Below are 24,666 nucleotides of genomic sequence, written 5' to 3'. Positions count from 1 at the left end.
CGCCTTCTTATTATTAACCCGGCTCATTTGCCCGACTCGGTGCCGTTAGGCGAAGTGACGCGAACGCCACCCTGTCCGGCCAAAATCAGATTGCCATTGCCTGCCGAAGTCACCGCCGAGACAGAGATACGATCCGAACGGTTGACCACTTTGAAGGTTTCGCCATTGTCGCTGCTGCGAATCACCGAGCCGCCGTTACCGACGATCACGATGGAACCGTCATCGAGCAACGTACCGCCGGAAAGCCCGAACTCCAGATCGCCACGTTCGGCTTTTAGCTCGACCTGCTCCCAGTTGCTGCCAAAGTCGGCGGAACGGTAGAGATTGCCGCGCAGGCCGTATGCCAGCAGCGTGGAAGCTTGAGCCGTGCCGATCACGCCGAACAGCGAGCCTTCGTACGGACCTTCGAGTTTTTCCCAGGTTTGACCCCAGTCGGCGGAGCGGAACATGCTGCCCTGCTCGCCAACGATGAACAGTCCGGAATCCTTGACCGCTGCGATTGCGTTCAGGTGGTACTGGTCTTCGTTATCCAGGCGGTCGCTGACGTCTTCCCAATGCTTGCCGCCGTCGGTGGTTTCAAGCAGTGCGCCGTAAGCCCCCACGGCAAAGCCGCTGCTGACGTCCTTGAACCAGACATCGAGCAGTGGAGATTCGCGTTTCAGGTCTTCGAATTGTTTGGTCCAGCTGACACCGCCGTCCTCGCTGGCGAGGATCTGCGCGTCATGGCCGACAGCCCAGCCATGCTTGTCATCGACGAAAAATACCGACGTCAGCAATGCCCGAGTTGGCACCTTGGCTTGTGTCCAGGTGGCGCCCTGGTCATCGGAATAAAGGATGTGCCCACGATCCCCGACCGCCACCAGGCGCTTGCCGGCGTGGACGACATCGAGCATCAGGCTTTTGACGGCCTTGGCAGATTCAGTGGCATAAACAACGTCGGATGCTGGCGCCGCTGCGGCCAGCACAGGTGCCGACAGCATGGCAGAGCTCAACAGCGAGAGCGCTGTAGCCAGCAACGCGATTTTGCGTAATGCCGGCGGGCGGCAGATACCCACACCCATGACAGGCTCACTCATAGACCTTCCCCCATTATTATTGTTAGGTCATTCAACCTTTCAGGGCGCCGCAAGGATGCTCGTCTGGAGCGGTGTTTCAGAGCATAGTCCTGAAACCCGCAATCCAGAGCCCCTTCGGAAGCTGGCTTATCCTATCGGTGTTTTTGAATGTCTGACAATCGACGCCACGTTATCTTTTGTTAACCGGGGGGGATGTGGGGTTGTACTGAATGATTGGGTATCAGGTGGGGTGATTGCGGGTTTGGTGGGGGGCGTTCGGCGTTCGGTGTACATATCCATTTCTTCGGTAACGGCTACCTATGGTTCCGCTCTTACAGCGGGTTACTTTGAAAAGCGCAAAGTAACCAAACGCTCTTGCCCCTGACATTCGGTGCCTCGCCTAGGCTCTGCATGCCCTCGCTCCGGTCCTGCTCCGTGGGCCTCACGAGGGGGCAAGAAGATCAAAAGCCCAACCAAAGCGAGGCGGCCGGCCTGATCGCTAGGCTGTACACGTCTCCCTGTAGGAGCTGGCTTGCCGGCGATGGCGCCATCCCGGCCAACCCTGCTGCACCTGACACGCCGCCATCGCTGGCAAGCCAGCTCCTGCAGGGATTGAGTACATCTGAAAGAAACTGGTCGGCTGGCAGGCCGCCATCGCCAGCAGGCTGGCTCCCACAAAAAGGCAAAAGCAAAAGCCGCGTACACCCGTCGCTCTTCACCACTCATCAGGCCGAGCGTTAGCTCCCTTCAGCTTTTGATCTTGATCCACCCGCCCCCTCGGAAGGCTGAGCGGAGGTGATTATCCGGGGATTGGCGCAAAGCGCCGTTCGACGAAGTCGAACTCATTGCATGTAGGTCGAAGCGAAGCCGACCGGAGGGCAATGCCCCCGGATCAATACCGCAGCGAAGGATCGCCGAGCCTAAGCGAGGGGCCGTACGTTCGGGTGTACTCAATCAACCAAGAACCTGGTCGGCCCAAAGGCCGCCAGGTTCAAAAGCCAAGATCAAGCCAGACTCTTGCTGACCACTTCAAACACATCACTGGACAACTGCCCCGAAGCCCGAATCCGCTCCAGCTCCCCCTTCATCAAAATCTGACGAGCACTGTCGTACTTGCGCCAGCGAGTCAAAGGCGCCAACTGGCGAGAAGCAATCTGCGGATTGAACCCATTCAACTCGATCACCAGATCCGCCAGGAAGCGATACCCCGAACCATCTGCCGCATGGAAGTTGATCAGGTTCTGCCCGGCAAACGCGCCGATCAGCGCACGCACCTTGTTCGGGTTCTTGATGTTGAACGCCGGGTGCTGCATCAGCGCTTTGACCCGATCCAGACCACCAGGCAGTACACTGCCGGCCTGCACACTGAACCATTGGTCCATGACCAGCGGGTTGTCCTTGAAGTGCTCGGCGAAACTCGCCAGCGCCTTGGCCTTCTGTTCTTCGAATGGCGAATTGACCAACACTGCCAGCGCGGTCAGGCGCTCGGTCATGTTGTCGCAGGCGTCGAACTGCTCGAGGGTCGCCGCCAACACTTCAGGTTTACCGCTGAGCATCAGGTACGACAGCGCGATATTCTGCAAGGCGCGACGGGCAAAATGCTCGGCCTCGGCCACATACGGCGTCTGCTTCGACAAATCGCGGTTGGCCTGATAACGCAGCCACAAACCCTCGAACAACGCATCCGCCAGTTGCTTGCGGGCAAACTCGCGGGCAGTGTGAATGGCGTCGACATCCGCCACTTCGCTGATTTCGGTCAGGTACGCCTCGCTTGGCAACGACAGCATTTCCGCGACCATGGCCTGATCCAGCGACTCATCCGAGAGCACAGAACGCAGCGCCGACACCAGACGCTGATCGAGTAACAGTGCCTCGCCCTTCTGCTGCTGGCCGATCAACTCTTGCAGCACCTGCACCGACAGTTGCTGACCGGCATCCCAGCGGTTGAAGCCGTCGCTGTCGTGCTGCATCAGGAACATCAACTGGTCGCGGTTGTACGGGAAGCTCAGTTTCACCGGTGCCGAGAAGCCGCGCAGTAACGACGGCAACGGTTGCTCGGCGATATCGACGAAGGTGAACGTCTGCTCGGCTTCGGTCACCGAAATCACTCGGCTCGTGCCTTGGGCGGCGGCTTCACCGGCAATCCGCAGGGCAACCTCACCGCCCTTGCTGTCCAGCAGGCCCAGTTCAACCGGGATCACGAACGGCAGTTTTTCGACTTTGTCCGGAGTTTGCGGGCAGCTCTGACGGAACGTCAGGCTGTAGGTTTTTGCCGCCGCGTCGTAAGACTCGCTCACCGCCAGACGCGGTGTACCCGCCTGGCTGTACCAACGCTTGAACTGGGTCAGGTCGACACCGTTGGCGTCCTCCATGGCCTTGATGAAGTCATCGCAGGTCACGGCCTGGCCGTCGTGGCGGTCAAAGTACAGGTCGCTGCCTTTGCGGAAACCTTCGGCACCGAGCAAGGTATGGATCATGCCGACCACTTCCGAACCCTTTTCGTACACGGTCAGGGTGTAGAAGTTGGAGATCTCGATGAAGCTGTCCGGGCGCACGGCGTGTGCCATGGGGCCGGCGTCTTCGGCGAACTGGTGGGTGCGCAGATAAGCCACGTCCTGGATTCGCTTGACCGTCGCCGAGTTCATGTCGGCGGAGAAGCCTGAATCACGAAAAACGGTAAAACCTTCCTTCAACGACAGCTGGAACCAGTCGCGGCAGGTCACGCGGTTGCCCGACCAGTTGTGGAAATATTCGTGGGCAACGATGGCCTCGACCCGCTGGTGCGCGGCATCGGTGGCGGTTTCGGCCTTGGCCAGCACGGCGCTGGAGTTGAAGATGTTGAGACCCTTGTTCTCCATCGCTCCCATGTTGAAGTCGTTCACGGCGACGATCATGAAAATATCCAGATCGTACTCGCGACCGTAGACCTCTTCATCCCAACGCATGGATTTCTTCAGGCTGTTCATGGCGTGCTGGCATTTGTCGATGTTTTCCGGCTCGACATAAATGCGCAGCGCCACAGTGCGATCGGTCATGGTGGTGAAGGTGTCTTCAACGCACCAAAGGTCACCGGCCACCAGCGCAAACAGGTACGCCGGTTTCTTGAATGGATCTTCCCAGGTCGCCCAGTGCCGGCCATCTTCGCCCGGGCCCGAGGCAATCGGGTTGCCGTTGGACAGCAACACCGGATAACTGTGCTGCTCGGCCACCACGGTGGTGGTGAAGGTACTCATCACGTCCGGGCGGTCGAGGTAATAGGTGATCTTGCGGAAGCCTTCGGCCTCGCACTGGGTGCAGAACATCGTGCCGGACTTGTACAGGCCTTCCAGCGCGGTATTGGTTTCCGGGTGGATCCTGACGCTGGTATCGACCGTGAAGGTGGTGCTGGTCGGATGCAGGGTCAGATGATTTTCGGTCAGCTGGTACTGCGAATCAGAAAGCTCCTGGTCGGCCAGGGTGACCGACAACAGCTCGAGCTGCTGGCCATCCAGCACCAGCGGCGGCAGGCCCGGGCCACGCTCGGGGTTGCGGCGCATCACCAGTTGCGCATGGACCAGACTGTGGTCCTCGTACAACTCGAAGGTCAGGTGTGTCTCGTCGATCAGGTACTCGGGCGCCTGATAGTCCTTCAGGTAGATCATCTTCGGTTGTTCGGTGCGCATGCTGGAGTCCTTACTGATGCACGGCGAGCTGGTAGGCCGTGTATTTACGAATATTGATTACGCCGGTGTCGAAGATCAGGTACTGCCCCTTGACGCCCATCAGCGTGCCTTCGGCGATCGGGTTTTTGTCCAGGTTGAAGCTGACGATTTTTGCCGGGTACTGCTCCACCGGGTAGCGAATTTCAAGCGGATCAACGTCTGAAATGGTCTGGATCGCTTGCAGGCCAAATCGCTCCTGCAGGGTTTGCAAACCTTCGGCACAACTGGCGAACAATTGATCGCGAACCTCGGACAGGTTCACCGCCGCCGCATCGCCCTTGAGTAAAGCACGCCAGTTGGTCTTGTCAGCCACCTGGCTGCGGAACAGGTCTTCGACAAAACCGGACTGCTGCCGGGTCGATACGCGCATGATCGGCAAAGCCTGGCTGGCGCCCTGGTCGAGCCAGCGAGTCGGCAACTGGGTCGCGCGGGTAATCCCGACTTTCACTCCCGACGAATTGGCCAGGTACACCACATGGTCGGTCATGCAGAACTTCTCGCCCCACTCCGGCTCCCGACAGGTACCGGCGTCAAAATGGCAGCGTTCCGGACTCATGATGCAGATGTCGCATTGGGCCAGCTTGGTCATGCACGGGTAGCAGTAACCCTGGCTGAAACTGGTTTTGGTCTTGCGCCCGCAATGGGTGCAGTGGATCGCACCCAGATATTCGAGACGCACCGTGGTCCCGATCAACGGATTGACCGGGACCTCGGTTTCGCCCAGGCGAAATGCGTATTGCACGTTCGGCCCGTCCAGGCGCGCCGACATTTTGCTGATTGCACCGCGGCCAATCTCGATCAATGGATGGCATCCGACTTGAACAGGATATTGGGCACTTGAATCGACTTGGAGCTGCATTCCTGCGGCCCCATGTAGCCGGTGCGCTGATCTTCGGGCAGGTTCTGGATTTCCCAGGCGATCATCGCCTGCAGCGACAGTTCACGCTGCTCGGCGGTGAGTTTGCCGCCATCGGACCATTTGCCGATTTCCACGGCCAGTTTCAGGCTTTCGTAGATATCGGGGGTGATGTTCTTGATCATTTCGTTAAAAGAGGACATTGGGTCTCCGTGCTCTTTATTGCATATCTGAATTAGGCGGCCAGTTTACGGCGGTTGTACAAACCGCCCAACAAACCGGTGAAGCATCCGATGAGTAACCCGCTGACGTGGGCCGCGTTGGCGATTTCCCCGAAGCCGATCATCGAGACCAGCCCCGACAGACACAGCAACAACCACACCAGCATCATCACCAATACGCCACGGGGCAAGCGATACGCCGGGTTGGGCGCCAGCATCTGGAAGATCCAGCAATGCCCGAGCAGGCCGTACAACACGCCGGACAAGCCACCGAACAAACTCGGCCCGCTGAACAAATACTGGGTGAAGTTGGACACGAGGCTGAACAGCAAGGTCAGGCCGATCAGGTTGATACTGCCCTGACGCGATTCAATGCGTCGCCCCAGCTCCCAGTACCACATGCCGTTCATCGCCAGGTGCAGGATGCCGAAGTGGATCAGCATAGGCGTCACCAGACGCCACCACTGCCCTGCCGCGAGGCTGTCGGCCAATGGTGTGAAATGGATGTACTCGCCGACCACGCGGAATTCGAGGAAGGTCAGCCAGCGCATCGTTTCCAGGTTGTCGCCCAGCAGCGTGACCGCGCCAACGATCACACTCAACAGCAATATCAGCGCGGTAGCTTTCGCGTATTTCAACTGCTCGACGAAGCCCGGGCGCTTGACGGTTTGCGCCACCGGAATGTCCAGTTGCTGATCGGGATCGCCTGCCGGGAAGCGTTCGTAGAGTGCGCGGACGTCTTCGCTGATGTTCTGCGGCACCCACAACACTTGCTCACCGGACTCTTCGCTGACCCGATGAGGCACTTGCATGCGCTTGAGCAATTGGACGAACCCGCTCAGGTCGACCGCCAGTGGCAGACGTAATACCGCGACAGCACTCATTGCAGCACCTCCGGCCGCTCGACATCGACCCAGACGAATTTATGCGGATCGAGGCGGGTTTCCTGATCCAGGCGATAGGCGACCAATTTGCCGTAGAGCACCGCGCTGTAGTCCAGGCAGGCCAGGTTCGGGCGGATCGGTGCCGGTTTGCCGCTGCGCCAATAGTGGCCGACAAACAACAACGGTTCATCGATACCGTAGCGCAGCAGGCTGTTCTTTTCGGTAGACGTCAGCGGTGTCCGGGCCACGGGTTCGGGCAAGGCGTCGGGCTGGAACACAACGTCTCCATAAGTCTTCGGGTCGTCTTCCCAGAATTTGGTACGGAAGAACGATCGCACCAATCCGTCGCCGCTGGTCATGGTCAAACCATGGGGCAAGCGCATGTCGGTGCCGCGCAGCAGACGATCGAACACGGTACAGGCAAACGAACCCGGCTCCGCCGAAGCCTGGAGGAAATGCTCATCGACGCAACCGTTGGGGAACAGTGTTCGCAATGGTTCGATCAACCCCGCATCCCAGCACGCATGCACCACACGGAAACGCCCGGCATCGACAAACAGCGGTAGCTCGTAGAACCATTGCTGGAAGTCATGCCAGTCCCCCGGATGGTGTTCAAATTGAGTCAGGGTTTCGTGCAGCAGGCGGGCATGGCGTGGCGTGTGCTCGCGCACGAACTGCTTGCCGCTGCCGGGCAGTGCCGGCGTGACCCAGCCCAGCGCGTTGAACTCATGGTTACCCATGATGCACAGCGCCTGACCGGCCTCGACCATGTCGTGGACGATATGCAGCGCTTCGCGAATCCGCGGGCCGCGGTCAATGATATCGCCAACGAACACAGCCATGCGCGACGTGTGTCGCCAGACACCACCCTGCTTGTGATAACCGAGCCGGTCGAGCAAATGCTCAAGGGTCATTGCGCAACCGTGCACGTCACCGATCAGGTCGTAGCTTCGCGCGGGATCGAGCATCAGTCGCCTCCACCACCCAACCGGCTACCCCAGCCGAGCTTGGTCCGGCAGACTTCGTAGTAGTTGTGGTCGAGTGGATGAATCAGCCGCAACTTCTGGGCTTTTTTGCTGACGGTAATGGTGTCGCCGGGTGCACAGGTAAAGTGGTTCTGACCGTCACACGAGACTTGCGGGTAAATCTGCATATCCTTGGACACGACGATTTTCAGCTCACTGTTGCCATCGACCACAATGGGTCTACCCGACAAGGTATGGGGGTACATCGGCACAATTACAATGGCGTCGAGCTTGGGGTGCATGATCGGCCCACCGGCGGACAACGCGTACGCGGTGGAACCGGTCGGCGTGGCAACGATCAGGCCGTCGGCCTTTTGGCTACAGACGAACTGGCCATCGATGTACAGTTCGAACTCGATCATCCGCGTTGATTTGCCGGGGTGCAGCACCACGTCGTTAAGCGCGTCGCCCTGACCGATAGCCTCGGCGTGGCGGCGGACTTCGGCCTGCAGCAGGAAGCGGTTCTCCACCAGATAGTGGCCGTCGAGCACTTCGGCGACTTTGACTTCCAGTTCATCAGGACGGATATCGGTGAGGAAACCCAGGCTGCCCCGGTTGATGCCGAGCACCGGTATATTGTGTTTGGCCAACGCTCGGGCGGCGCCGAGCAGGCTACCGTCACCTCCGACGACAATGACCATGTCGCAGACTTCACCGAGCATCTTGCGCGACGAGGTTTGCAAGCCATGGCCCGGCAGGACTTCGGCGATGGTGTCTTCGAGGATCACGTGCAGGTGACGATCGAGCAGAAACCGTTTCAGTCGGCGGACGGTATCCAGCACCTGTGAACTGCCCAGGCGACCGATGATGCCGATATTGCGAAATTGCTCCATGGGGCTCCTGCGGGATCTGTGTGGCGGCGAAAAGCACGATTATGGGCGAAAGCCGGCCGTAGACAAAATCCTTTCAGCTTCAAGGGTGTGCTCTTGTTTCGGGCTATGCTCGCAAGATGATCCTATTTCCAGATTTGCTCCAGTTACCCCATCAGTTGCGCCACCCTGAAGTGCGCGACCTGGCGTGGGTCATCCTCGCGCCGCCGATGCTTGGCGATACGCCGTGGCCACAGCGGCATCCGCTGGCCGGCAGCGATTGGGTACAGACGCCGGAGCGCCTGGAACACTGGCTGCGACAGCTCGACCGGGACAGTTACGGGCTGCTGCACTGGCTGGCCCAGGCCCGAACTCGGCGCCTGGGACTGTATTACGAACGACTTTGGCAATTTGCCGTGCAGCATGCGCCTGGCATCGAATTGATCGCCGCCAACATGCCGATCCGCCGCGAAGGTCACACGCTGGGCGAGCTCGACATGTTGCTGCGCGATCGCGACGGCGTGCATCACCTGGAACTGGCAATCAAGCTTTACCTCGGCCCGCAATCCGGCGATGGCCATGACACCGCGCAATGGCTCGGCCCAGGTTGCCATGACCGGCTGGACCGCAAGTTGAATCACCTCAGCGAACATCAGTTGCCGATCTCCGCACGCCCCGAGAGCCGCGAAGTGCTCGCGGCGCTGGATATCCGCCAATTCAGTGCACATTTATGGCTGGGCGGCTATCTGCTTTATCCATGGCCAGGACATTCTGACTCACCTCGCGGCGCGCACCCGCGACATTTGCGCGGACGCTGGTTGCATCAAAAGGATTGGACGGAGTTCGTTGCTCAGAGCCCCGCCGGTCGTTGGCAACCCTTGCCCCGTCATGCCTGGCTGGCACCTGCGCACTACACCGAGGAGCACACCTGGACCGCCGAACAACTGGAAACATGGCTGAGCGTCCTGGACCCGCTCGCCCCGGCGCAATTGTTGGTGCGACTGACGGAAAACGCCCAGGGCGACTGGGAAGAAGCCGAGCGGTTGTTTCTGGTGGCGGATCTTTGGCCGAATGTTCCGGGGCTAGGTTGAGTGTTGTGCTGCTTGAACTGGCCCTTTCGCGAGCAGGATGGCTCCCACATCGAGATGTATACCCCTGCTCGCGAAAGGGGCCACTCCGTCTAGATGGATAACCGCACAGCCAGCGCCGCCAACGTCGCCAGCAACACCGGCACCGTCAGTACAATCCCTACCTTGAAGTAATACCCCCAGCCGATCCGGATATTCTTGCGCTCCAGCACGTGCAGCCACAACAGCGTCGCCAGGCTACCGATTGGCGTAATCTTCGGCCCCAAATCACTGCCGATGACGTTGGCGTAGATCATCGCTTCCTTGACCACACCGCTCGCCTGGCTGGCATCGATGGACAGCAGACCGATCAGTACCGTTGGCAGGTTGTTCATGATTGACGACAGCAGCGCGGTCAGGACACCCGTGCCCATCGCCGCGCCCCAGACGCCGTACTCGGCAAAGCCATTGAGCCAACCTGCCAGATACCCGGTGAGTCCGGCATTGCGCAGGCCGTAGACGACCAGGTACATGCCCAGCGAGAAAATCACGATCTGCCACGGTGCTTCCTTCATCACCTTGCGCGTGGAGATCTTGTGCCCGCGGGCGGCAATGGCCAGCAGCAATGCCGCACATACCGCCGAGATCGCGCTGATCGGAATACCCAGCGGCTCCAGGGCGAAACAGCCGAGCAACAAAATCACCAGCACCACCCACCCGGCATAGAACGTCGCCTTGTCGTGGATCGCGAAGGCCGGGTGATCCAGCTTCTGAGGGTCGTAATTGCCGGGGATATCGCGACGGAAAAACCACATCAGCATTGCCAGGGTCGCCGCAACGCTGACCAGGTTGACCGGAATCATCACGGCGGCATAGCGATTGAAACCAATGTTGAAGTAGTCCGCCGAAACGATGTTCACCAGGTTCGACACCACCAGCGGCAAGCTCGCCGTATCGGCAATGAAACCCGCGCCCATGACAAACGCCAGCGTCGCTGTCGGGGAAAAACGCAACGCCAGCAACATGGAAATCACGATGGGGGTGAGAATCAGCGCCGCACCGTCATTGGCGAACAACGCCGACACCACTGCACCCAAAAGCACCATATAAGCAAATAACTTGCGTCCACTGCCCCGCCCCCATCGAGCCACGTGCAGCGCGGCCCAGGCAAACAACCCTGCCTCGTCCAGTAGCAGGCTGATAATGATGAGCGCAACAAAGGTGCCCGTGGCATTCCAGATGATTTGCCACACCAGTGGAATATCGCCCAGGTGCACCACGCCAAATATCAGCGCCAGCACGGCGCCCAATGATGCACTCCAGCCTACGCCAAGCCCTTTGGGTTGCCAGATCACCAAGGTGATGGTCAGCAAGAATATCAGTGACGCAGCCAGCATTCGCTGCAACCTTACACGAGGGATAAAAAAGGAAGCGCGAACATAGGGGCTTTCAAGGAAGGAAGCAATCGGCTGCTTGTCCATGACGAGCCGACTTGCGCCCGCCACAGACAAAAGGAGCGCGAACTCAGGCTTTCTTGTGTTGCTCGACCCATTGAGCGTAAGCATTGATGAAACTTTGCAGGAACGGCTTGACCGACTCCGACAACTTGCCCGCCTCGTCAAACGCTGAGCCTGCACCGCCCAGATAGGCCTCTGGTTGCTGCATCAATGGCACATTGAGAAACACCATGGACTGGCGCAGATGATGGTTCGCCCCGAATCCGCCGATTGCACCCGGCGATGCGCTAATGACAGCGCCAGGTTTTCCACTCCAGGCACTTTTGCCATACGGGCGCGACCCCACATCGATTGCATTCTTCATCGGCGCCGGTACCGAGCGGTTGTACTCAGGGGTGACGAACAGCACCGCGTCGGATGAGTTCACCTGTTGTCGGAAAGTGCTGTAGGCTGCCGGCGGTGAAACACCATCGATGTCTTCGTTGTAGAGTGGCAAATCGCCAATTTCGACGATATTGAGCTTGAGACTGGCCGGTGCCAGATCAGCCAGAGCCAGTGCGATCTTGCGGTTGATCGATTCCTTTCTCAAGCTGCCGACCACGACGGCGATCGTATAGACGTTGCTCATGGGAGATTCTCGACTGTCCGTTGGAAAGAGTGTGTAGTTATAGATGACGTTTACCCGGCGGGCAGCCGAAAACACTGCTCCCGACTATTTTTTTCCTGTATGAAAACTTACTTCGCCCAGGCACGGTCTACAGAGCCGCAAATTGAGTGATTTATCTCCAGAGGTTCTAAGCAGATGGCAGCAGTACTCGTCGGTCAGTTCCATGCAAGAGACGCAGAAGGCCGTGTTTATTCGGTGCACGAGTTCCAGGACTCCACCCCGGCGGCAGACGGTTCAGGCCCTGTCACCACCTACAAGCTGGCCATTGGCGACCGTGTCAACAAGGTCGACGACAATGAATTCATGCTAGTGCAAACCGGCGTGTCCATTACCCGCGAACCGCAAACCGCCAGCGTTTCATAACTCGTCGTTATGAGCAGAAGTCATATGCGCGAACTTGGGGTAGGATTCAGCCACTGACTCCTTCACCTGATGAACATGGACTTCATGTATGCGCTTACGCCATATCGAAGTGATCCAGGCGCTCCTGCAGACCGGTCACCTGGGCACCGCCGCCGAATGGCTGCAGATGCCGGTGACCGATGTCGAGCATTTGCTGCGCGACGCCGAGGATCAGCTGGGGTTCATGTTGTTTGCCAGCGTGCGCGGGCGCTTGCAGGCCACCCGGGAAGCGCGGGAACTGCAGGTGGAAATCGAACGGGTCTACGATGCGCTCGAACCGGTTCAGCGCCTGGCCAATAGCCTCAAACAATACCTGGCACCACCGCTGCGCATCATTTGCACCCCGCCCCTGGCCCAACAGTTATTGCCCCACAGCATCGCCGCCTTGCGTCGACACCTGCCGGACGCGCCCTGCACGCTGTTGAGTCAACCCACCCGAGACATCGTCAAAAGTCTGTTATTGCGCGAAAGCGATCTGGGGTTGAGCCTGCATGATCCCGATCGCGCCGAAATCGCCTGCCAGGTGATTGCCCAAGGCAAGCTGCAACTGCTCGCACCCCATGGCTGGCTGCAACCGAAACAGAAGTACATCTCGCTACAGGATCTGGCCGGCCAATCGATGATCGGCCTTGAAGGTCACGACCCGTTGAGCCCGGCACTGGAAAACAAACTGCATGCCCTGCGCCCGGCCCCGGTCATTCAGACCCGCGTGCAGACGCACCAGATGATGCGCAGCATGGTCGAGGCCGGCGAAGGCCTGGCCATTGTCGACCCTTTCACCGCGCTCGGGGCCAAAACGACGGGGCTGGATGTCTGCCCGCTGGCACCGGCCGTGCCGGTCTGCCTGTACGCCTTGACCCTGAAAAACGGCGAACCCTCTGCAGCCGTTCAGGCCTTGCTGGCCATCCTTACGGAACAAGCCGCGGCGATGCTGGCGAACTGATCGGGTTTTCCAAAGGATTTTCAAACATTCGATACCAGAAAAGCGCCACTTCAGCGGTGTTCGGATCAATGCCGCGATAGCGCAGATGGTCAATCCCGCCGATCACGTAACCACACCGCTCATAGAGGCGACAGGCGCCCAGGTTGTTGTTCTGGGTTTCGAGCATGATGCCCGGCAACTTTTTCTTGCGGCTCCAGAACTGCGCTACGTCCAGCAACGCCTTGGCCACTCCATGCCTTCGCGCTGGCGCGTGCACGGCCAATTCGTCGATATGGGCAAAGCCGTTCCAATTGGTGCTCACCACCAGGTGTCCGACCGGCTCGTCATCCAGATACGCCATGAAAATCGCGCTGTCCGGTGCATCGCGAAAGCTGCTGAACTCCTCGGGATCAATGCCATAGCATTTGCGATAGGGGGTGATAGGCGTGACTCGCCAATGCTCCACAGGCTGACCAATTTCAGGCGCACCGTAGGCGGCGACTTCAAAACTAAAATCGCTGCCCCAGATATAGGGGGCGAAACCTTCGTCGGCAACGCGTACCGACAGCCCTGGATGGGTTGGATTCATGACCGGCTGCATACTGGGAAAAGTCCTCATTCCTTGATGCAATCGACGGTGTAGTGCCGTCCATTGCCCTCGTCTTCATGTTGCAATCCGTGCACATCGGCGACGAACCCCGGGAAACTGCTATCGAACGTCCGGGCAAACGCCAGGTAGTCAATGATCGAGCGCGTCGCCTCGGTGAAACGCTCGCCTGGCATGATCAACGGGATGCCTGGAGGATAAGGAACCAGCATGACCGCCGCGATGCGCCCGTCCAGTGCATCGATCGACACGGCCTCGACGTCCCCCCGCACCAATTGATCATAGGCGTCGGCCGGCTTCATCGCGACTTCCGGCAGCACCGTGTACATACGTTTAAGGTGCTTGGCCGTCGCATTGGCGCGATAGCAGGCGTGCAACTGATCGCACAAATCCCGCAGCCCCATGCCTTGATAGCGTGCAATGTTTGGTTGAGCCACACACGGTAAGCAGCTCGCCAGACTGATATTGGCGTCGTAACTGCGCTTGAATTCCAGTAACTCAGTGAGCAACGTGCTCCATTTACCCTTGGTGATGCCCATAGAGAACAACACCAGGAACGAATACAGCCCGGTCTTCTCGACCACCAAACCGCGCTCCCAAAGGAATTTGCTGACCACTGCTGCGGGAATCCCGCGTTCGCCAAGCGTGCCGCCCGCTGTCAAACCCGGCATCACCAACGTGACTTTGATCGGGTCGAGCAACACATAATCGTTTGTCACGCCGCCAAATCCGTGCCAGTCGGCATCGGGCTGCAACAGCCAGTCTTCAGTCACGACCCGTTCAATGCCTTCCACCGACGGCGGTTGCCAGATCGAGAACCACCAGTCGTCAGCGGCGATGTGCTGGCGCAAATTGGCCAGTGCACGACGAAAGCTCAGGGCCTCATCGAACATTTCCTGCAAGAGTGAACGACCGGCCGGACCTTCCATCATCGCCGATGCAACATCCAGCGAGGCGATGATGCCGTACTGCGGCGACGTAGAGATGTGCATCATGAACGCTTCGTTGAAGCGATCGCGGTCCAGTTGCCGCGCCCCGCCATCCTGCACATGGATCATCGACGCCTGGCTGAATGCCGCCAGCAACTTGTGAGTGGAATGGGTGGTAAACACCAGCGGGCTGTCCTTACTGCGGGACGTGCCCATACCGTATCGCCCGGCGAAAAACTCATGGAACGCTGCGTAGGCATACCAGGCCTCGTCAAAGTGCAATACCTCGACGCTGCTGCCCAGTTGCTGCTTGATCAGTTCGGCGTTGTAACAGAGGCCGTCGTAGGTCGAGTTGGTGACAACCGTGAGTTTGACCTTCGGTACCCGCCCCTTGGTCAACGGGCTCGCATCGATTTTTGCCTGAATCGATTCCGCACTGAATTCGCTCAATGGAATCGGGCCGATGATCCCCAGCTCATTTCGTTCCGGACACAGGTAGAGCGGGATGGCGCCGGTCATGATGATCGAGTGCAACACCGATTTGTGGCAATTGCGATCCACCAGCACCAGATCGTCGCGAGCCACCATCGAGTGCCAGACAATCTTGTTGGCGGTGGACGTGCCGTTGATGACGAAGAAGGTGTGATCGGCGCCGAAATTACGCGCAGCACGGGCCTCCGCATCAGCCAGGGGACCGGTGTGATCCAGCAACGAACCGAGTTCCGGCACTGAAACCGACAAATCCGAGCGCAGGGTGTTCTCGCCAAAAAATTGGTGAAACGCCTGCCCTACGGGACTTTTGTGATAGGCCACGCCACCGCCGTGCCCCGGTGTGTGCCAGGAGTAATTGGAGTCGGCGGTATGCTGAACTAAAGCCTTGAAGAATGGCGGCAACAGGCCATCAAGGTACTTGCGCGCAGCTCGCGCCACCTGCCGGGCGAGAAACGGCACCGTGTCTTCGAACAGATAAAGAATACCGCGCAACTGATTGAGCTCGGCCATGGCGTCGGCCGGGGCATTTTCCAGGGTGACCTTTTCACCCAGCGCGAAGATTGGCAAATCCGGCGCACGCACCCGTGCCAGACCGATCAGTTCGGCCATATTCTGTAACAGATGGGAATGGGTACTGGCGTCTTCGGATGCAATCAACATGCAGGACAGACCGTGAAAAGTCGACGCAACCAGGCGCCCTTCTGTGTAGTCCACCGCCGACACGATGCTGAAACCTTCCTGTTCCAGCTCCCGGGCGATGCCGCGCACGCGATCGCCGGCGACGGTGTCGGCCTTGATATCGCGATGCACGATCAGGACCGGGAATTTCAAGTCTTTATACATGGGGCTCAGTGTCCTGAGGCGGCAGGCCAGAGCCTGCCAATCTCCTCAGGGTAGAGGGTTGAAACGGATGTGGCGAGCACGACGCCCTAAAATGGGTCAGCGAATGCTTTCCGGGGTGCGGGTCGGCTTCCAAAAGATCGCAGCCTCGTTTCACTCGACAGCTCCTACAGGATTACGCATTCCCTCGTAGGAGCTCGATCTTCACGAAGGATCTACGCCTGCGCCTCAGCCAACTGCACCCACAACGCCGGAGCGCCAGCGGATTTTGCGATGACTTCCATTCGAGCCGCGTGCCGTGCCAGGTCATCTTCGCTGGCACGGATGATGCGCGTCGGCTGGCGGTCTGCTGGTAAACGACGGATTTCCGTGGCGGAGTTGTCCGCACCCTCTCCGGAACCATTGCCATCGGAAGCATTGCCGGCCAGGGACAGGCTGGTCTGGCCACCGGTCATGGTCAGGTAGACGTCGGCAAGAATCTCGGAGTCGAGCAAGGCGCCGTGAAGTTCACGGCCGGAGTTGTCGACGCCATAGCGTTTGCACAAGGCATCGAGGCTGTTGCGTTGGCCCGGGTGCCGTTCCCGGGCCATCATCAAGGTATCGAGGATCGAGCAGTGTTGCGTGATGTCCGCACGTTCGCGCTGCCCCATCAAGGCGAATTCGTTGTTGATGAAGCCAACGTCGAACGCCGCGTTGTGGATGATCAGCTGCGCGCCCTTGATGAACTCAAAGAACTCTTCGGCCACTTCGGCAAAACGTGGCTTGCCCACCAGGAATTCGTTGGTGATGCCGTGCACGCCAATGGCGCCTTCATCACTTTCGCGGTCCGGTTGCAGGTACACATGGAAGTGTCGCCCCGTCAGGCGCCGGCCGATCAACTCGACACAACCGATTTCGATAATCCGGTGGCCGTCGGTCACCGGCATGCCGGTGGTTTCGGTATCGAGTACAACGGATCTGGTGGCCATCAGTGCTCAGCTCTCAATCGGTCAATCGTGCAAAAGCGGCGATGTTAACACGGTGCCAGTAGGAGCTGCCGCAGGCTGCGATCTTTTGCTCTTGATCTTGAAAATCAAAGTCAAAAGATCGCAGCCTGCGGCAGCTCCTACGGGCAGACATCGCTGTTTAGCTTTGTTTGTAGCCGCGCACTTCGTCCACGCCACGGTTAGCCAACTGGTCGGCCCGTTCGTTACCGTGATGCCCGATATGTCCGCGCACCCATTTCCATGTGACTTTATGGCGATTGACCTGCTCGTCGAGCAGTTTCCACAGGTCGGCGTTTTTAACCGGTTCTTTCGCAGCGGTTTTCCAGCCGCGCTTCTTCCAGTTGTCCATCCACTCATTGATGCCTTTCATGACGTACTGGGAGTCGGTCACCAGCAGCACCTCGCAGGGGCGCTTGAGCTCTTCCAGGCCGCGAATGGCGCCCATCAGTTCCATGCGATTGTTGGTGGTGTTGGCTTCGCCGCCCCAGAGTTCTTTTTCAACGCCTTTGCACACCAGCAATGCACCCCAGCCACCAGGGCCGGGATTGCCTTTGCAGGCGCCGTCGGTAAAGAGTTCTACGCTATCACTCATGCCAATCTATCCAGAAAATGCGGTGGCTCGTCGATCGAGGATCGACGACGCCCGAAGCCGGGACTCGCCCGGCAGAAATTGAAGAAGGGGTTATGGCTCGATGTTGCGCCGATTGACCTTGGCCATTGGCAACGGAATCAGTTTGCCCATCGTTTCACGACGCTCCTGTCGGAGCGGGCGCAGACCGACCACGATTTTGCGTGCCACCAATAAATAGAAGCCGCCACCCGACAGTTGCCAGTCACCGGCCTTGCGCTCCCATCCGGCAAGACGGGCCTGCCAGGTAGGCGAAGCCAGCGGCGGACGATAGCACCCGAAGCGACGTTTCTCCAGCGCGAAGCCCAGCAGGTTCAGCCAATCGGCGACACGCGACGGGGAGATGCAGCGCGCCTTGCGCATCCCGTCATGGGCGAACACATGCCGCAGGCCCCAACTGCTCCAGGGATTGATTCCGACGATCAGCAGGTGCCCGCCAGGTCGCACGCTGCTGGCCGCTTCACGTAACAAACCATGGGGAGACAGGCAGAAATCCAGCCCGTGCTGCAACACCACCACGTCGGCGGCATGTTCGCTGAGCGGCCAGGCTTGTTCTTCGCAGACGATCTCGACCCCCGGCAACGGCGCACCAAGCCGCACATTGCGCTGCACCTGCGGCGCCGACGGCGGTGTCTGGGCAGAAGGGCCATAATGCACGAGATAGCCGCCGAAAAAGCGCCCTAGCTCGTCTTCGAGCATGCGCCGTTCTTCGTCCAGCAAAAACTGCCCGATGGGACCGGACAGCCAGTCGCGGGCGGCGCTGATCAACGCCAGCCAGTCGGGATCAGCCTGTGCGAACGCTTTATCAGTCATTGCATTCTCCAACGCGCCAGGAAGTTCTAAGATGCGCCTTTGTTTTCTGCTTGGCGAATCCGACGATGATACAGATCACTGCCCTGCCCGCCTTCACCGATAACTACATCTGGTTGTTACAAGACCCTGTCAGCAAGCGCTGCGCGGTCGTCGATCCGGGTGATGCCGCGCCCGTGCAAGCCTGGCTGGCGGCCAATTCCGACTGGACATTAAGCGATATTCTGATCACTCATCACCATCATGACCATGTCGGCGGTGTCGAACAGCTCAAGAAAGCGACAAACGCAAAGGTCTATGGCCCTGCCAGTGAAAACATCCCGGCACGGGACGTTGCGCTCCAGGACAACGACCGTGTCACCGTGCTCGGACGAGAGTTCGATGTCTTCGCCGTTCCCGGCCATACACTGGGGCATATTGCCTATTACCACCCTGGTTTGTTGTTCTGTGGTGACACGCTGTTTGCCGCCGGCTGCGGACGCCTGTTCGAAGGCACGCCTGGGCAAATGTACGCTTCTCTGACCCGCCTGGCCGAGCTGCCGGAGGACACGCTGGTCTATTGCACCCACGAGTACACGCTGAGCAATCTGAAGTTTGCCGCAGCGGTCGAACCGAACAATCCGGACACTGCCGAACGCCTGGCCAAAGTCACCCGGCAACGGGAATCCGGGATCATGACGCTGCCTTCGACGTTGGCACTGGAGAAGCTCACAAATCCGTTTTTGCGTACCGGTGAAACATCCGTTAAAGAAAAAGCGGACGAACGGACCGGCACCGATAACTTGGCGCCGGATATGGTTTTTGCTGCGCTAAGGGCTTGGAAAGACCGGTTCTAAACAGCTTGCTTGTGAGTCTCGCAGTTCTGAAAGGTTGACCGCAGGGGGTGCGCTTTCTAGAATCGCCCGACATTTTTGTTCGGAACTAACTTCCAGCCAATGTCGTCACCTATTCGTAAAGCCATCAATTCAGACGCATTGACCCGCTTGGCTCAAGCCATAGCGGTGGCTGTGTCCGCCACATTGGCGGGCTGTTCCAGCCATGCGCCGCAGACTGATGCGACGCACACTCCGAACATCGCCGCACGCGCCAAACAGAAGCCGATCTGGCTCAGCGAAAAACCCAGTCCGCAAATCCCCCAGGACGTCTGGGAGCGCATGCGCCAGGGCTTCCAGTTGCAGGACGGGTTGGGCGTGAACCCGCGCATCGAGCAACAGCGCCTGTGGTTCGCCAGCAACCCCTCATTTCTCGAAAATGCCGGCGAACGTGGCAGCCTCTACATGCACTACATCGTCGAGCGCCTTGAAGAGCGCAACATGCCGCTGGAACTGGCGCTGCTGCCGGTGATTGAAAGTGCCTACAACCCGATGGCCTATTCTCGGGCCAACGCGGTAGGTCTTTGGCAGTTCATCCCTTCCACCGGGCGTTACTTCAATCTGCGTCAGACCAACTTGTATGATGGCCGTCGAGACATCACTGCGTCGACCACCGCCGCGCTGGATTACCTGACTCGCCTGCATGACATGTTCAACGGCGACTGGATGCTGGCCCTGGCAGCCTACAACGCCGGCGAAGGCACCGTCAGCCGAGCCATCGAGCGCAACGAAAAGCTCGGCCTGCCGACTGACTACTGGAACCTGCCGCTGCCGTCCGAAACCCAGGCCTACGTGCCAAAGTTGCTGGCGCTGTCGCAAGTGGTCATGGCCCCCGAAGCCTACGGCGTCAACCTGAACCCGATTGCCAACGAGCCGTACTTCCAGGCCGTCGAAATCAATCAGCGCATGGACCTGTCCAAAGTCGCCGAAGTCGCCAATATCGACGAAGACGAACTGTTCCAGCTCAACCCGGCCTTCAAACAGCGCACCACCACACTTGATGGCCCGCAACATCTGCTGGTGCCGACCTCCAAGGCACAGCTGCTGACCACCAGCCTGCAGACCATGCGTCCTGAAGAGTTGATCAGCAAAAAGCCGCTCAAGCCGGTATTCGACCGCGCGGACACGACTGCAGTCGCCAGTGCCAAACGCAGTTATCGCGTCAAGCGCGGCGACAACCTCGGCTCCATCGCCAAGGCCAACGACGTCGACGTGAAGGATCTGCAACGCTGGAACAACCTCAGCGGCAAGAACCTCAAGGCCGGCCAGACCCTGGTCATGCGCGACACCCGCAAAAGCAACTCCGGTCGCGTCAATACCGTGGTCGCTGCCAACAGCAAGAAGCAGCAGCAGACCAAATACAAGGTTCAGCAAGGCGATTCGCTGTACATCGTGGCCAAACGCTTCAACGTTGAGATGCAGCACCTCAAACGCTGGAACCCGCGTGTCGGCCAGGCGTTGAAGCCGGGGCAGATGTTGACAGTCGCCAATCCACGCTAAAAAACAGCCCCTGAATTCAGGGGCTTTTTTATGCCTGCGCAGTTTCATGGAGAGCACAAGACCTGTAGGAGCAAGCTTGCTCGCGATGAGGGCTTATCAGTTTGCATCGATGGCGACTGACATACCTTCATCGCGAGCAAGCTTGCTCCTACAAGGATTGTGGCCTGGCCGAAATGACTGATTACTCCCCCGTCTTTTTCCTGCCAAGACAAGCTGTTACTGTACGATCCACAAAGCCCAAGCCGCCTGGATCGGATCCCCTATTTGAAGCGTCCCCTCCTCCTGCTCCTGATCAGCCTGGCCTTAAGCTCCAGCGCAAGCGCGACGATCAGCGAAAGCCATGGTTATGCGCAGTTCGGCACGCTCAAGTATCCGGCCCGATTTACCCATTTCGACTGGGTCAACCCGCAAGCGCCCAAGGGCGGTACGTTGCGAGTGATGGCGTTTGGCACGTTCGATACGCTCAACCCGTACACCTTCAAGGGCACGAGCCCGGTCACCACGCCGAGTTTCCTGCAATACGGCATCAACGAGCTCAACGAGCCGTTAATGGTCGGTACCGGCCAATATGCGCCGTCCGGGGATGAGCCGGCGTCCAGTTATGGACTGATCGCCCAGTCGGTCGAATACAGCGAAGACCGCAGCTGGGTGGTGTTCAATCTACGCCCCGAAGCGCGCTTCCATGACGGTACACCGATCACCGCCTACGACGTCGCGTTTTCCTACCGCTTGCTGCTCAAGGAAGGTCACCCGCTGTATCGCACCAGCCTTCAGGAAGTGTTGCGGGTCGACATTCTCAATTCGCAGCGCATTCGCTTCGTGTTCAAGCGCGCCGGCAATCCGCTGCTGATCCTGCGCCTGGGCGAATTGCCGGTGCTGCCGCAGCATTACTGGAAGGGTCGCGACTTCAAAGCCACCACCTTCGAGCCGCCACTGGGCAGTGGACCGTACCGCATCACGTCGGTCACGCCAGGGCGGCAGATTGTCTTCGAACGGGTCAAGGATTACTGGGGCAAGGACCTGCCGGTCAATCGCGGCAAATACAATGTCGACCGCATGGAAGTCGAATACTACCGTGACAGTGACGTCGCGTTCGAAGCCTTCAAGGCGGATGAGTTCGACATTTACATCGAGCATCAGGCGAAAAATTGGGCCACCGGCTACAACTTCCCGGCGATACGTCGCGGCGAGGTGATCAAGGCGCAGATTGCGCACCAGATCCCGACCCAGAGTCAGGGCCTGTTCATGAACAGCCGCCGACCGACATTCGCCGATGCCAAGGTCCGCGAAGCCCTGGGCCTGATGTTCGACTTCGAATGGACTAACCGCACGCTGTTCAGCGGCGCCTACAAACGCGCCACGAGTTACTACCCCAACAGCGAATTCTCCGCCACAGGTGTGCCAGTCGGCCATGAATGGCTGCTGCTCAAACCTTATCGTGAGCAACTACCGGCCAGGCTGTTCACCGAGCCGTTCAGTCTGCCGCAGACCGCCGGCCGCGGCATCCCCCGGGAAACCCTACGCAAGGCGCTTGGCCTGCTCGATGAAGCCGGCTGGAAGCTCAATGGCCAGCGCCTGCAAAACGCGGCCGGGCAACCGTTGCGCCTGGAGCTGCTGCTGGTCAATCCGAACCTGGAGCGCATTCTTCAGCCTTACGTCGAGAACCTCGCCAGCATCGGAATCGACGCAAGCCTGCGCACGGTCGATCGCGCCCAATACAAGCAACGCCTCGACCAGTTCGATTTCGACATGATTCTGATGACCCTCAACCAGACCCTCAGCCCGGGGCTGGAGCAATGGCAGTACTTTCATTCCAGTCAGGTCGGGGTCAAGGGCAGCAAGAATTACGCTGGCATCGCCAACCCCGTGGTCGACCACCTGCTCGATCAGTTGCTCGCGGCCCAGACCCGCGATGAGCAGGTCGCCGCCGGCAAAGCGCTCGACCGCGTGTTGCTGTGGCAGCACTACATCATCCCCAATTGGTACCTCAACTATCACCGTCTGGCCTACCGCAACCGGCTGGCCTTTGTCACCACGCCGCCCTATACCCTGGGCCTGAGCGCGTGGTGGCTGAAGTCTTCGGAGAAAGATCGATGAAACCCGTACGTGCCCTGCTCCTGCAGGCCAGTGGTCTGCTGTTCGCCGGGCTGGCCTGCGCCGCTCCGCAACATGCCGTGACCTTGTACAACGAGCCGCCGAAATACCCGGCCGATTTCAAGCACTTTGATTACGTCAACCCTGACGCCCCCAAAGGCGGGATCTTCCGCCAGGCCGGGTTCGGCGGCTTCGACAGCCTCAACCCGTTCATCAACAAAGGCGTACCGGCCGATGACATCGGCCAGATCTACGACACGCTGACCCGGCACAGTCTCGACGAGCCCTTCACCGAGTACGGCCTGATCGCCGGCAAGATTGAAAAAGCGCCGGACAACAGTTGGGTGCGCTTTTACCTGCGCACCGAAGCACGCTTCCACGACGGTCATCCCGTGCGTGCCGAAGACGTGGTGTTCAGCTTCGACACGCTGACCAAGGAAGGCTCGCCGCTGTTTCGCGGCTACTACAGCGATGTGGCCGAAGTCATCGCCGAAGACCCGCTCAAGGTGCTGTTCAAGTTCAAGCACAGCAACAACCGCGAACTGCCGCTGATTCTCGGCCAGTTGCCGGTGCTGCCCAAGCATTGGTGGGCCGACCGCGATTTCAACAAGGGCAATCTGGAAATCCCGCTGGGCAGCGGCCCGTACAAAGTGGCCGACGTGAAGGCTGGCCGCTCGGTGCGTTACGAGCGGGTGAAGGATTACTGGGGCAAGGACCTGCCGGTCAATCGCGGTTTCTACAACTTCGATACCATGAACACCGATTACTACCGCGACAACACCGTCGCCCTCGAAGCGCTGAAAGCCGGGCAGTTCGATTACTGGCTGGAAATGACCGCGAAGAACTGGGCCAATGCCTACAACATCCCGGCGGTCACCGAAGGTCGGTTGATCAAGGAACAGATCCCCAACCGCAACCCGACCGGCATGCAGGGTTTCGTCTACAACCTGCGCCGCCCGGTGTTCCAGGATGTGCGGGTGCGCCAGGCGCTGAGCCTGCTGCTCGACTTCGAATGGACCAACAAACAACTGTTCAACGGTGCCTACGCGCGCACCCGCAGTTACTTCGAGAATTCGGAAATGGCCGCCACCGGCCTGCCGGACGCCGATCAACGGGAGATCCTCGAGCCGTTTCGCAGCAAGCTGCCCGCTCAGGTGTTCAGCGAAGCCTTCGAAAATCCGAAGACTGACGCCAGCGGTATGATCCGCAACCAGCAGCGCGAGGCCTATCAATTGCTGCAAGAGGCCGGCTGGAAGATCGTCGACGACAAAATGGTCGATGCCACGGGCAAGCCGGTGGTCATCGAGTTCCTGCTGGCCCAGACCGAATTTGAACGCGTGCTCCTGCCGTTCAAGCGCAACCTCAGCGACCTGGGCATCAATCTGGTGATCCGCCGTGTCGATGTCTCGCAGTACATCAACCGCGTGCGCTCCCGTGATTTCGACATGATCGTCGGCAGCTTTCCGCAGTCCAACTCACCGGGTAACGAGCAGCGTGAATTCTGGATGAGCGCCGCCGCCGACAAGCCCAGCAGCCGCAACACCATGGGCTTGAAGGATCCTGTCGTCGATCAACTGGTTGAGAACCTGATCAATGCCGACTCGCGCAAGGGCCTCGTGGCCCACGCCCGCGCGCTGGATCGCGTGTTGCAATGGGGCTATTACGTAATCCCCAACTGGCACATCAAGACCTGGCGCGTGGCTTACTGGAACCACATCGGCCACCCGAAAAACTCCCCCGACTACGACATCGGCATCAACACCTGGTGGGTCAAGCCCGATGCGAAACCTGCTGTAGAAGTCGAAACCAAACTGCAAGCCGACCCTGTGGGCACGGAGTAAT

General features: G+C 59.2%; 21 protein-coding genes. 7 read left to right on the top strand and 14 right to left on the bottom strand.

Annotation, left to right across the window (positions count from 1 at the left end; all coding sequences use genetic code 11):
* Positions 1-23: 23 nt before the first annotated feature.
* From AD668_RS11840 to AD668_RS11810, 7 genes are all read right to left on the bottom strand, one after another.
* Entirely contained in the window at positions 24-1,076 is a 1,053-nt protein-coding gene (locus AD668_RS11840) for a YCF48-related protein (RefSeq protein ID WP_053158819.1), read from the bottom strand.
* A gap of 983 nt (positions 1,077-2,059) precedes the next feature.
* Positions 2,060-4,717 carry an aminopeptidase N gene (pepN, locus tag AD668_RS11835; RefSeq protein ID WP_053158816.1) on the bottom strand — a complete coding sequence of 886 codons (2,658 nt, stop codon included), beginning with the start codon at positions 4,715-4,717 and terminating at the stop codon, positions 2,060-2,062.
* Positions 4,718-4,727: 10 nt separating this feature from the next.
* Positions 4,728-5,558 (bottom strand): DUF2797 domain-containing protein, encoded by an 831-nt coding sequence (locus AD668_RS11830; protein ID WP_053158813.1) that lies wholly within the window; start codon positions 5,556-5,558, stop codon positions 4,728-4,730.
* Positions 5,555-5,815 carry a YeaC family protein gene (locus AD668_RS11825; RefSeq protein ID WP_053158810.1) on the bottom strand — a complete coding sequence of 87 codons (261 nt, stop codon included), beginning with the start codon at positions 5,813-5,815 and terminating at the stop codon, positions 5,555-5,557. Before AD668_RS11825 ends, AD668_RS11830 begins: the two co-directional genes overlap by 4 nt.
* Positions 5,816-5,847: 32 nt before the next feature.
* Positions 5,848-6,717 (bottom strand): rhomboid family intramembrane serine protease, encoded by an 870-nt coding sequence (locus AD668_RS11820; protein ID WP_053158807.1) that lies wholly within the window; start codon positions 6,715-6,717, stop codon positions 5,848-5,850.
* Positions 6,714-7,685 (bottom strand): metallophosphoesterase, encoded by a 972-nt coding sequence (locus tag AD668_RS11815; RefSeq protein WP_053158804.1) that lies wholly within the window; start codon positions 7,683-7,685, stop codon positions 6,714-6,716. Before AD668_RS11815 ends, AD668_RS11820 begins: the two co-directional genes overlap by 4 nt.
* Positions 7,685-8,575, bottom strand: a complete 891-nt coding sequence (locus tag AD668_RS11810) for an NAD(+) kinase (RefSeq protein ID WP_053158802.1) — start codon at positions 8,573-8,575, stop codon at positions 7,685-7,687. The genes AD668_RS11815 and AD668_RS11810 overlap by 1 nt, the downstream gene beginning before the upstream one ends.
* Before the next feature lie 116 nt (positions 8,576-8,691).
* Here AD668_RS11810 and AD668_RS11805 point away from each other — a divergent pair, with 116 nt between their 5' ends.
* Positions 8,692-9,642: a DUF1853 family protein gene (locus AD668_RS11805; protein ID WP_053158799.1), complete on the top strand. Its 951-nt coding sequence runs from the start codon at positions 8,692-8,694 to the stop codon at positions 9,640-9,642.
* Positions 9,643-9,731: 89 nt separating this feature from the next.
* Here AD668_RS11805 and AD668_RS11800 read toward each other — a convergent pair whose 3' ends face one another.
* Both AD668_RS11800 and AD668_RS11795 read right to left on the bottom strand, forming a co-directional pair.
* Positions 9,732-11,015 carry an arsenic transporter gene (locus AD668_RS11800; RefSeq protein WP_053158796.1) on the bottom strand — a complete coding sequence of 428 codons (1,284 nt, stop codon included), beginning with the start codon at positions 11,013-11,015 and terminating at the stop codon, positions 9,732-9,734.
* A 127-nt stretch (positions 11,016-11,142) separates the two neighbouring features.
* On the bottom strand, positions 11,143-11,703 hold the full coding sequence (locus AD668_RS11795; RefSeq protein ID WP_053158792.1) for an NADPH-dependent FMN reductase: 561 nt from the start codon (positions 11,701-11,703) through the stop codon (positions 11,143-11,145).
* Between the two features lie 174 nt (positions 11,704-11,877).
* On the opposite strand from AD668_RS11795, the gene AD668_RS11790 reads away from it, so the two are divergent.
* Both AD668_RS11790 and AD668_RS11785 read left to right on the top strand, forming a co-directional pair.
* A complete protein-coding gene (locus tag AD668_RS11790) occupies positions 11,878-12,105 on the top strand; it encodes a hypothetical protein (protein WP_053158788.1) in 228 nt (75 codons plus the stop codon).
* An 88-nt stretch (positions 12,106-12,193) separates the two neighbouring features.
* The gene (locus tag AD668_RS11785) at positions 12,194-13,087 is read left to right on the top strand and encodes a LysR family transcriptional regulator (RefSeq protein WP_053158785.1); all 894 of its coding nucleotides are present in this window, start codon (positions 12,194-12,196) and stop codon (positions 13,085-13,087) included.
* Here AD668_RS11785 and AD668_RS11780 read toward each other — a convergent pair.
* The 5 genes from AD668_RS11780 to AD668_RS11760 form a co-directional block, all read right to left on the bottom strand.
* A complete protein-coding gene (locus AD668_RS11780) occupies positions 13,053-13,667 on the bottom strand; it encodes a GNAT family N-acetyltransferase (RefSeq protein WP_053158782.1) in 615 nt (204 codons plus the stop codon). The genes AD668_RS11785 and AD668_RS11780 overlap by 35 nt on opposite strands.
* A gap of 14 nt (positions 13,668-13,681) precedes the next feature.
* Complete coding sequence (locus AD668_RS11775) at positions 13,682-15,937, bottom strand: arginine/lysine/ornithine decarboxylase (RefSeq protein ID WP_053158779.1); 2,256 nt, start codon at positions 15,935-15,937, stop codon at positions 13,682-13,684.
* A gap of 212 nt (positions 15,938-16,149) precedes the next feature.
* Positions 16,150-16,902 carry a DNA polymerase III subunit epsilon gene (gene dnaQ / locus AD668_RS11770; protein ID WP_053158776.1) on the bottom strand — a complete coding sequence of 251 codons (753 nt, stop codon included), beginning with the start codon at positions 16,900-16,902 and terminating at the stop codon, positions 16,150-16,152.
* 157 nt (positions 16,903-17,059) lie between these two features.
* Entirely contained in the window at positions 17,060-17,512 is a 453-nt protein-coding gene (gene rnhA, locus AD668_RS11765; RefSeq protein WP_053158774.1) for a ribonuclease HI, read from the bottom strand.
* Between the two features lie 90 nt (positions 17,513-17,602).
* Positions 17,603-18,361, bottom strand: coding sequence for a class I SAM-dependent methyltransferase (locus AD668_RS11760; protein WP_053158771.1), 759 nt, complete (start codon positions 18,359-18,361; stop codon positions 17,603-17,605).
* 65 nt (positions 18,362-18,426) lie between these two features.
* On the opposite strand from AD668_RS11760, the gene gloB reads away from it, so the two are divergent.
* The 4 genes from gloB to AD668_RS11740 all read left to right on the top strand — a co-directional run bounded on the left by gloB (position 18,427) and on the right by AD668_RS11740 (position 24,665).
* Positions 18,427-19,194, top strand: coding sequence for a hydroxyacylglutathione hydrolase (gene gloB / locus AD668_RS11755; protein ID WP_053158770.1), 768 nt, complete (start codon positions 18,427-18,429; stop codon positions 19,192-19,194).
* A gap of 99 nt (positions 19,195-19,293) precedes the next feature.
* Positions 19,294-20,730: a transglycosylase SLT domain-containing protein gene (locus AD668_RS11750; RefSeq protein ID WP_053158767.1), complete on the top strand. Its 1,437-nt coding sequence runs from the start codon at positions 19,294-19,296 to the stop codon at positions 20,728-20,730.
* 282 nt (positions 20,731-21,012) lie between these two features.
* A complete protein-coding gene (locus AD668_RS11745) occupies positions 21,013-22,827 on the top strand; it encodes an extracellular solute-binding protein (RefSeq protein ID WP_371259801.1) in 1,815 nt (604 codons plus the stop codon).
* Entirely contained in the window at positions 22,824-24,665 is a 1,842-nt protein-coding gene (locus AD668_RS11740; protein ID WP_053158761.1) for an extracellular solute-binding protein, read from the top strand. Before AD668_RS11745 ends, AD668_RS11740 begins: the two co-directional genes overlap by 4 nt.
* The last annotated feature ends 1 nt before the right edge of the window (position 24,666 follow it).

Origin of the sequence: Pseudomonas sp. P1.8 (assembly GCF_001269805.1) — a bacterium.
GTDB lineage: Bacteria > Pseudomonadota > Gammaproteobacteria > Pseudomonadales > Pseudomonadaceae > Aquipseudomonas.
Note: the sequence above shows the minus strand (reverse complement) of the source record. Positions and strands in the feature narration are given on the sequence as shown.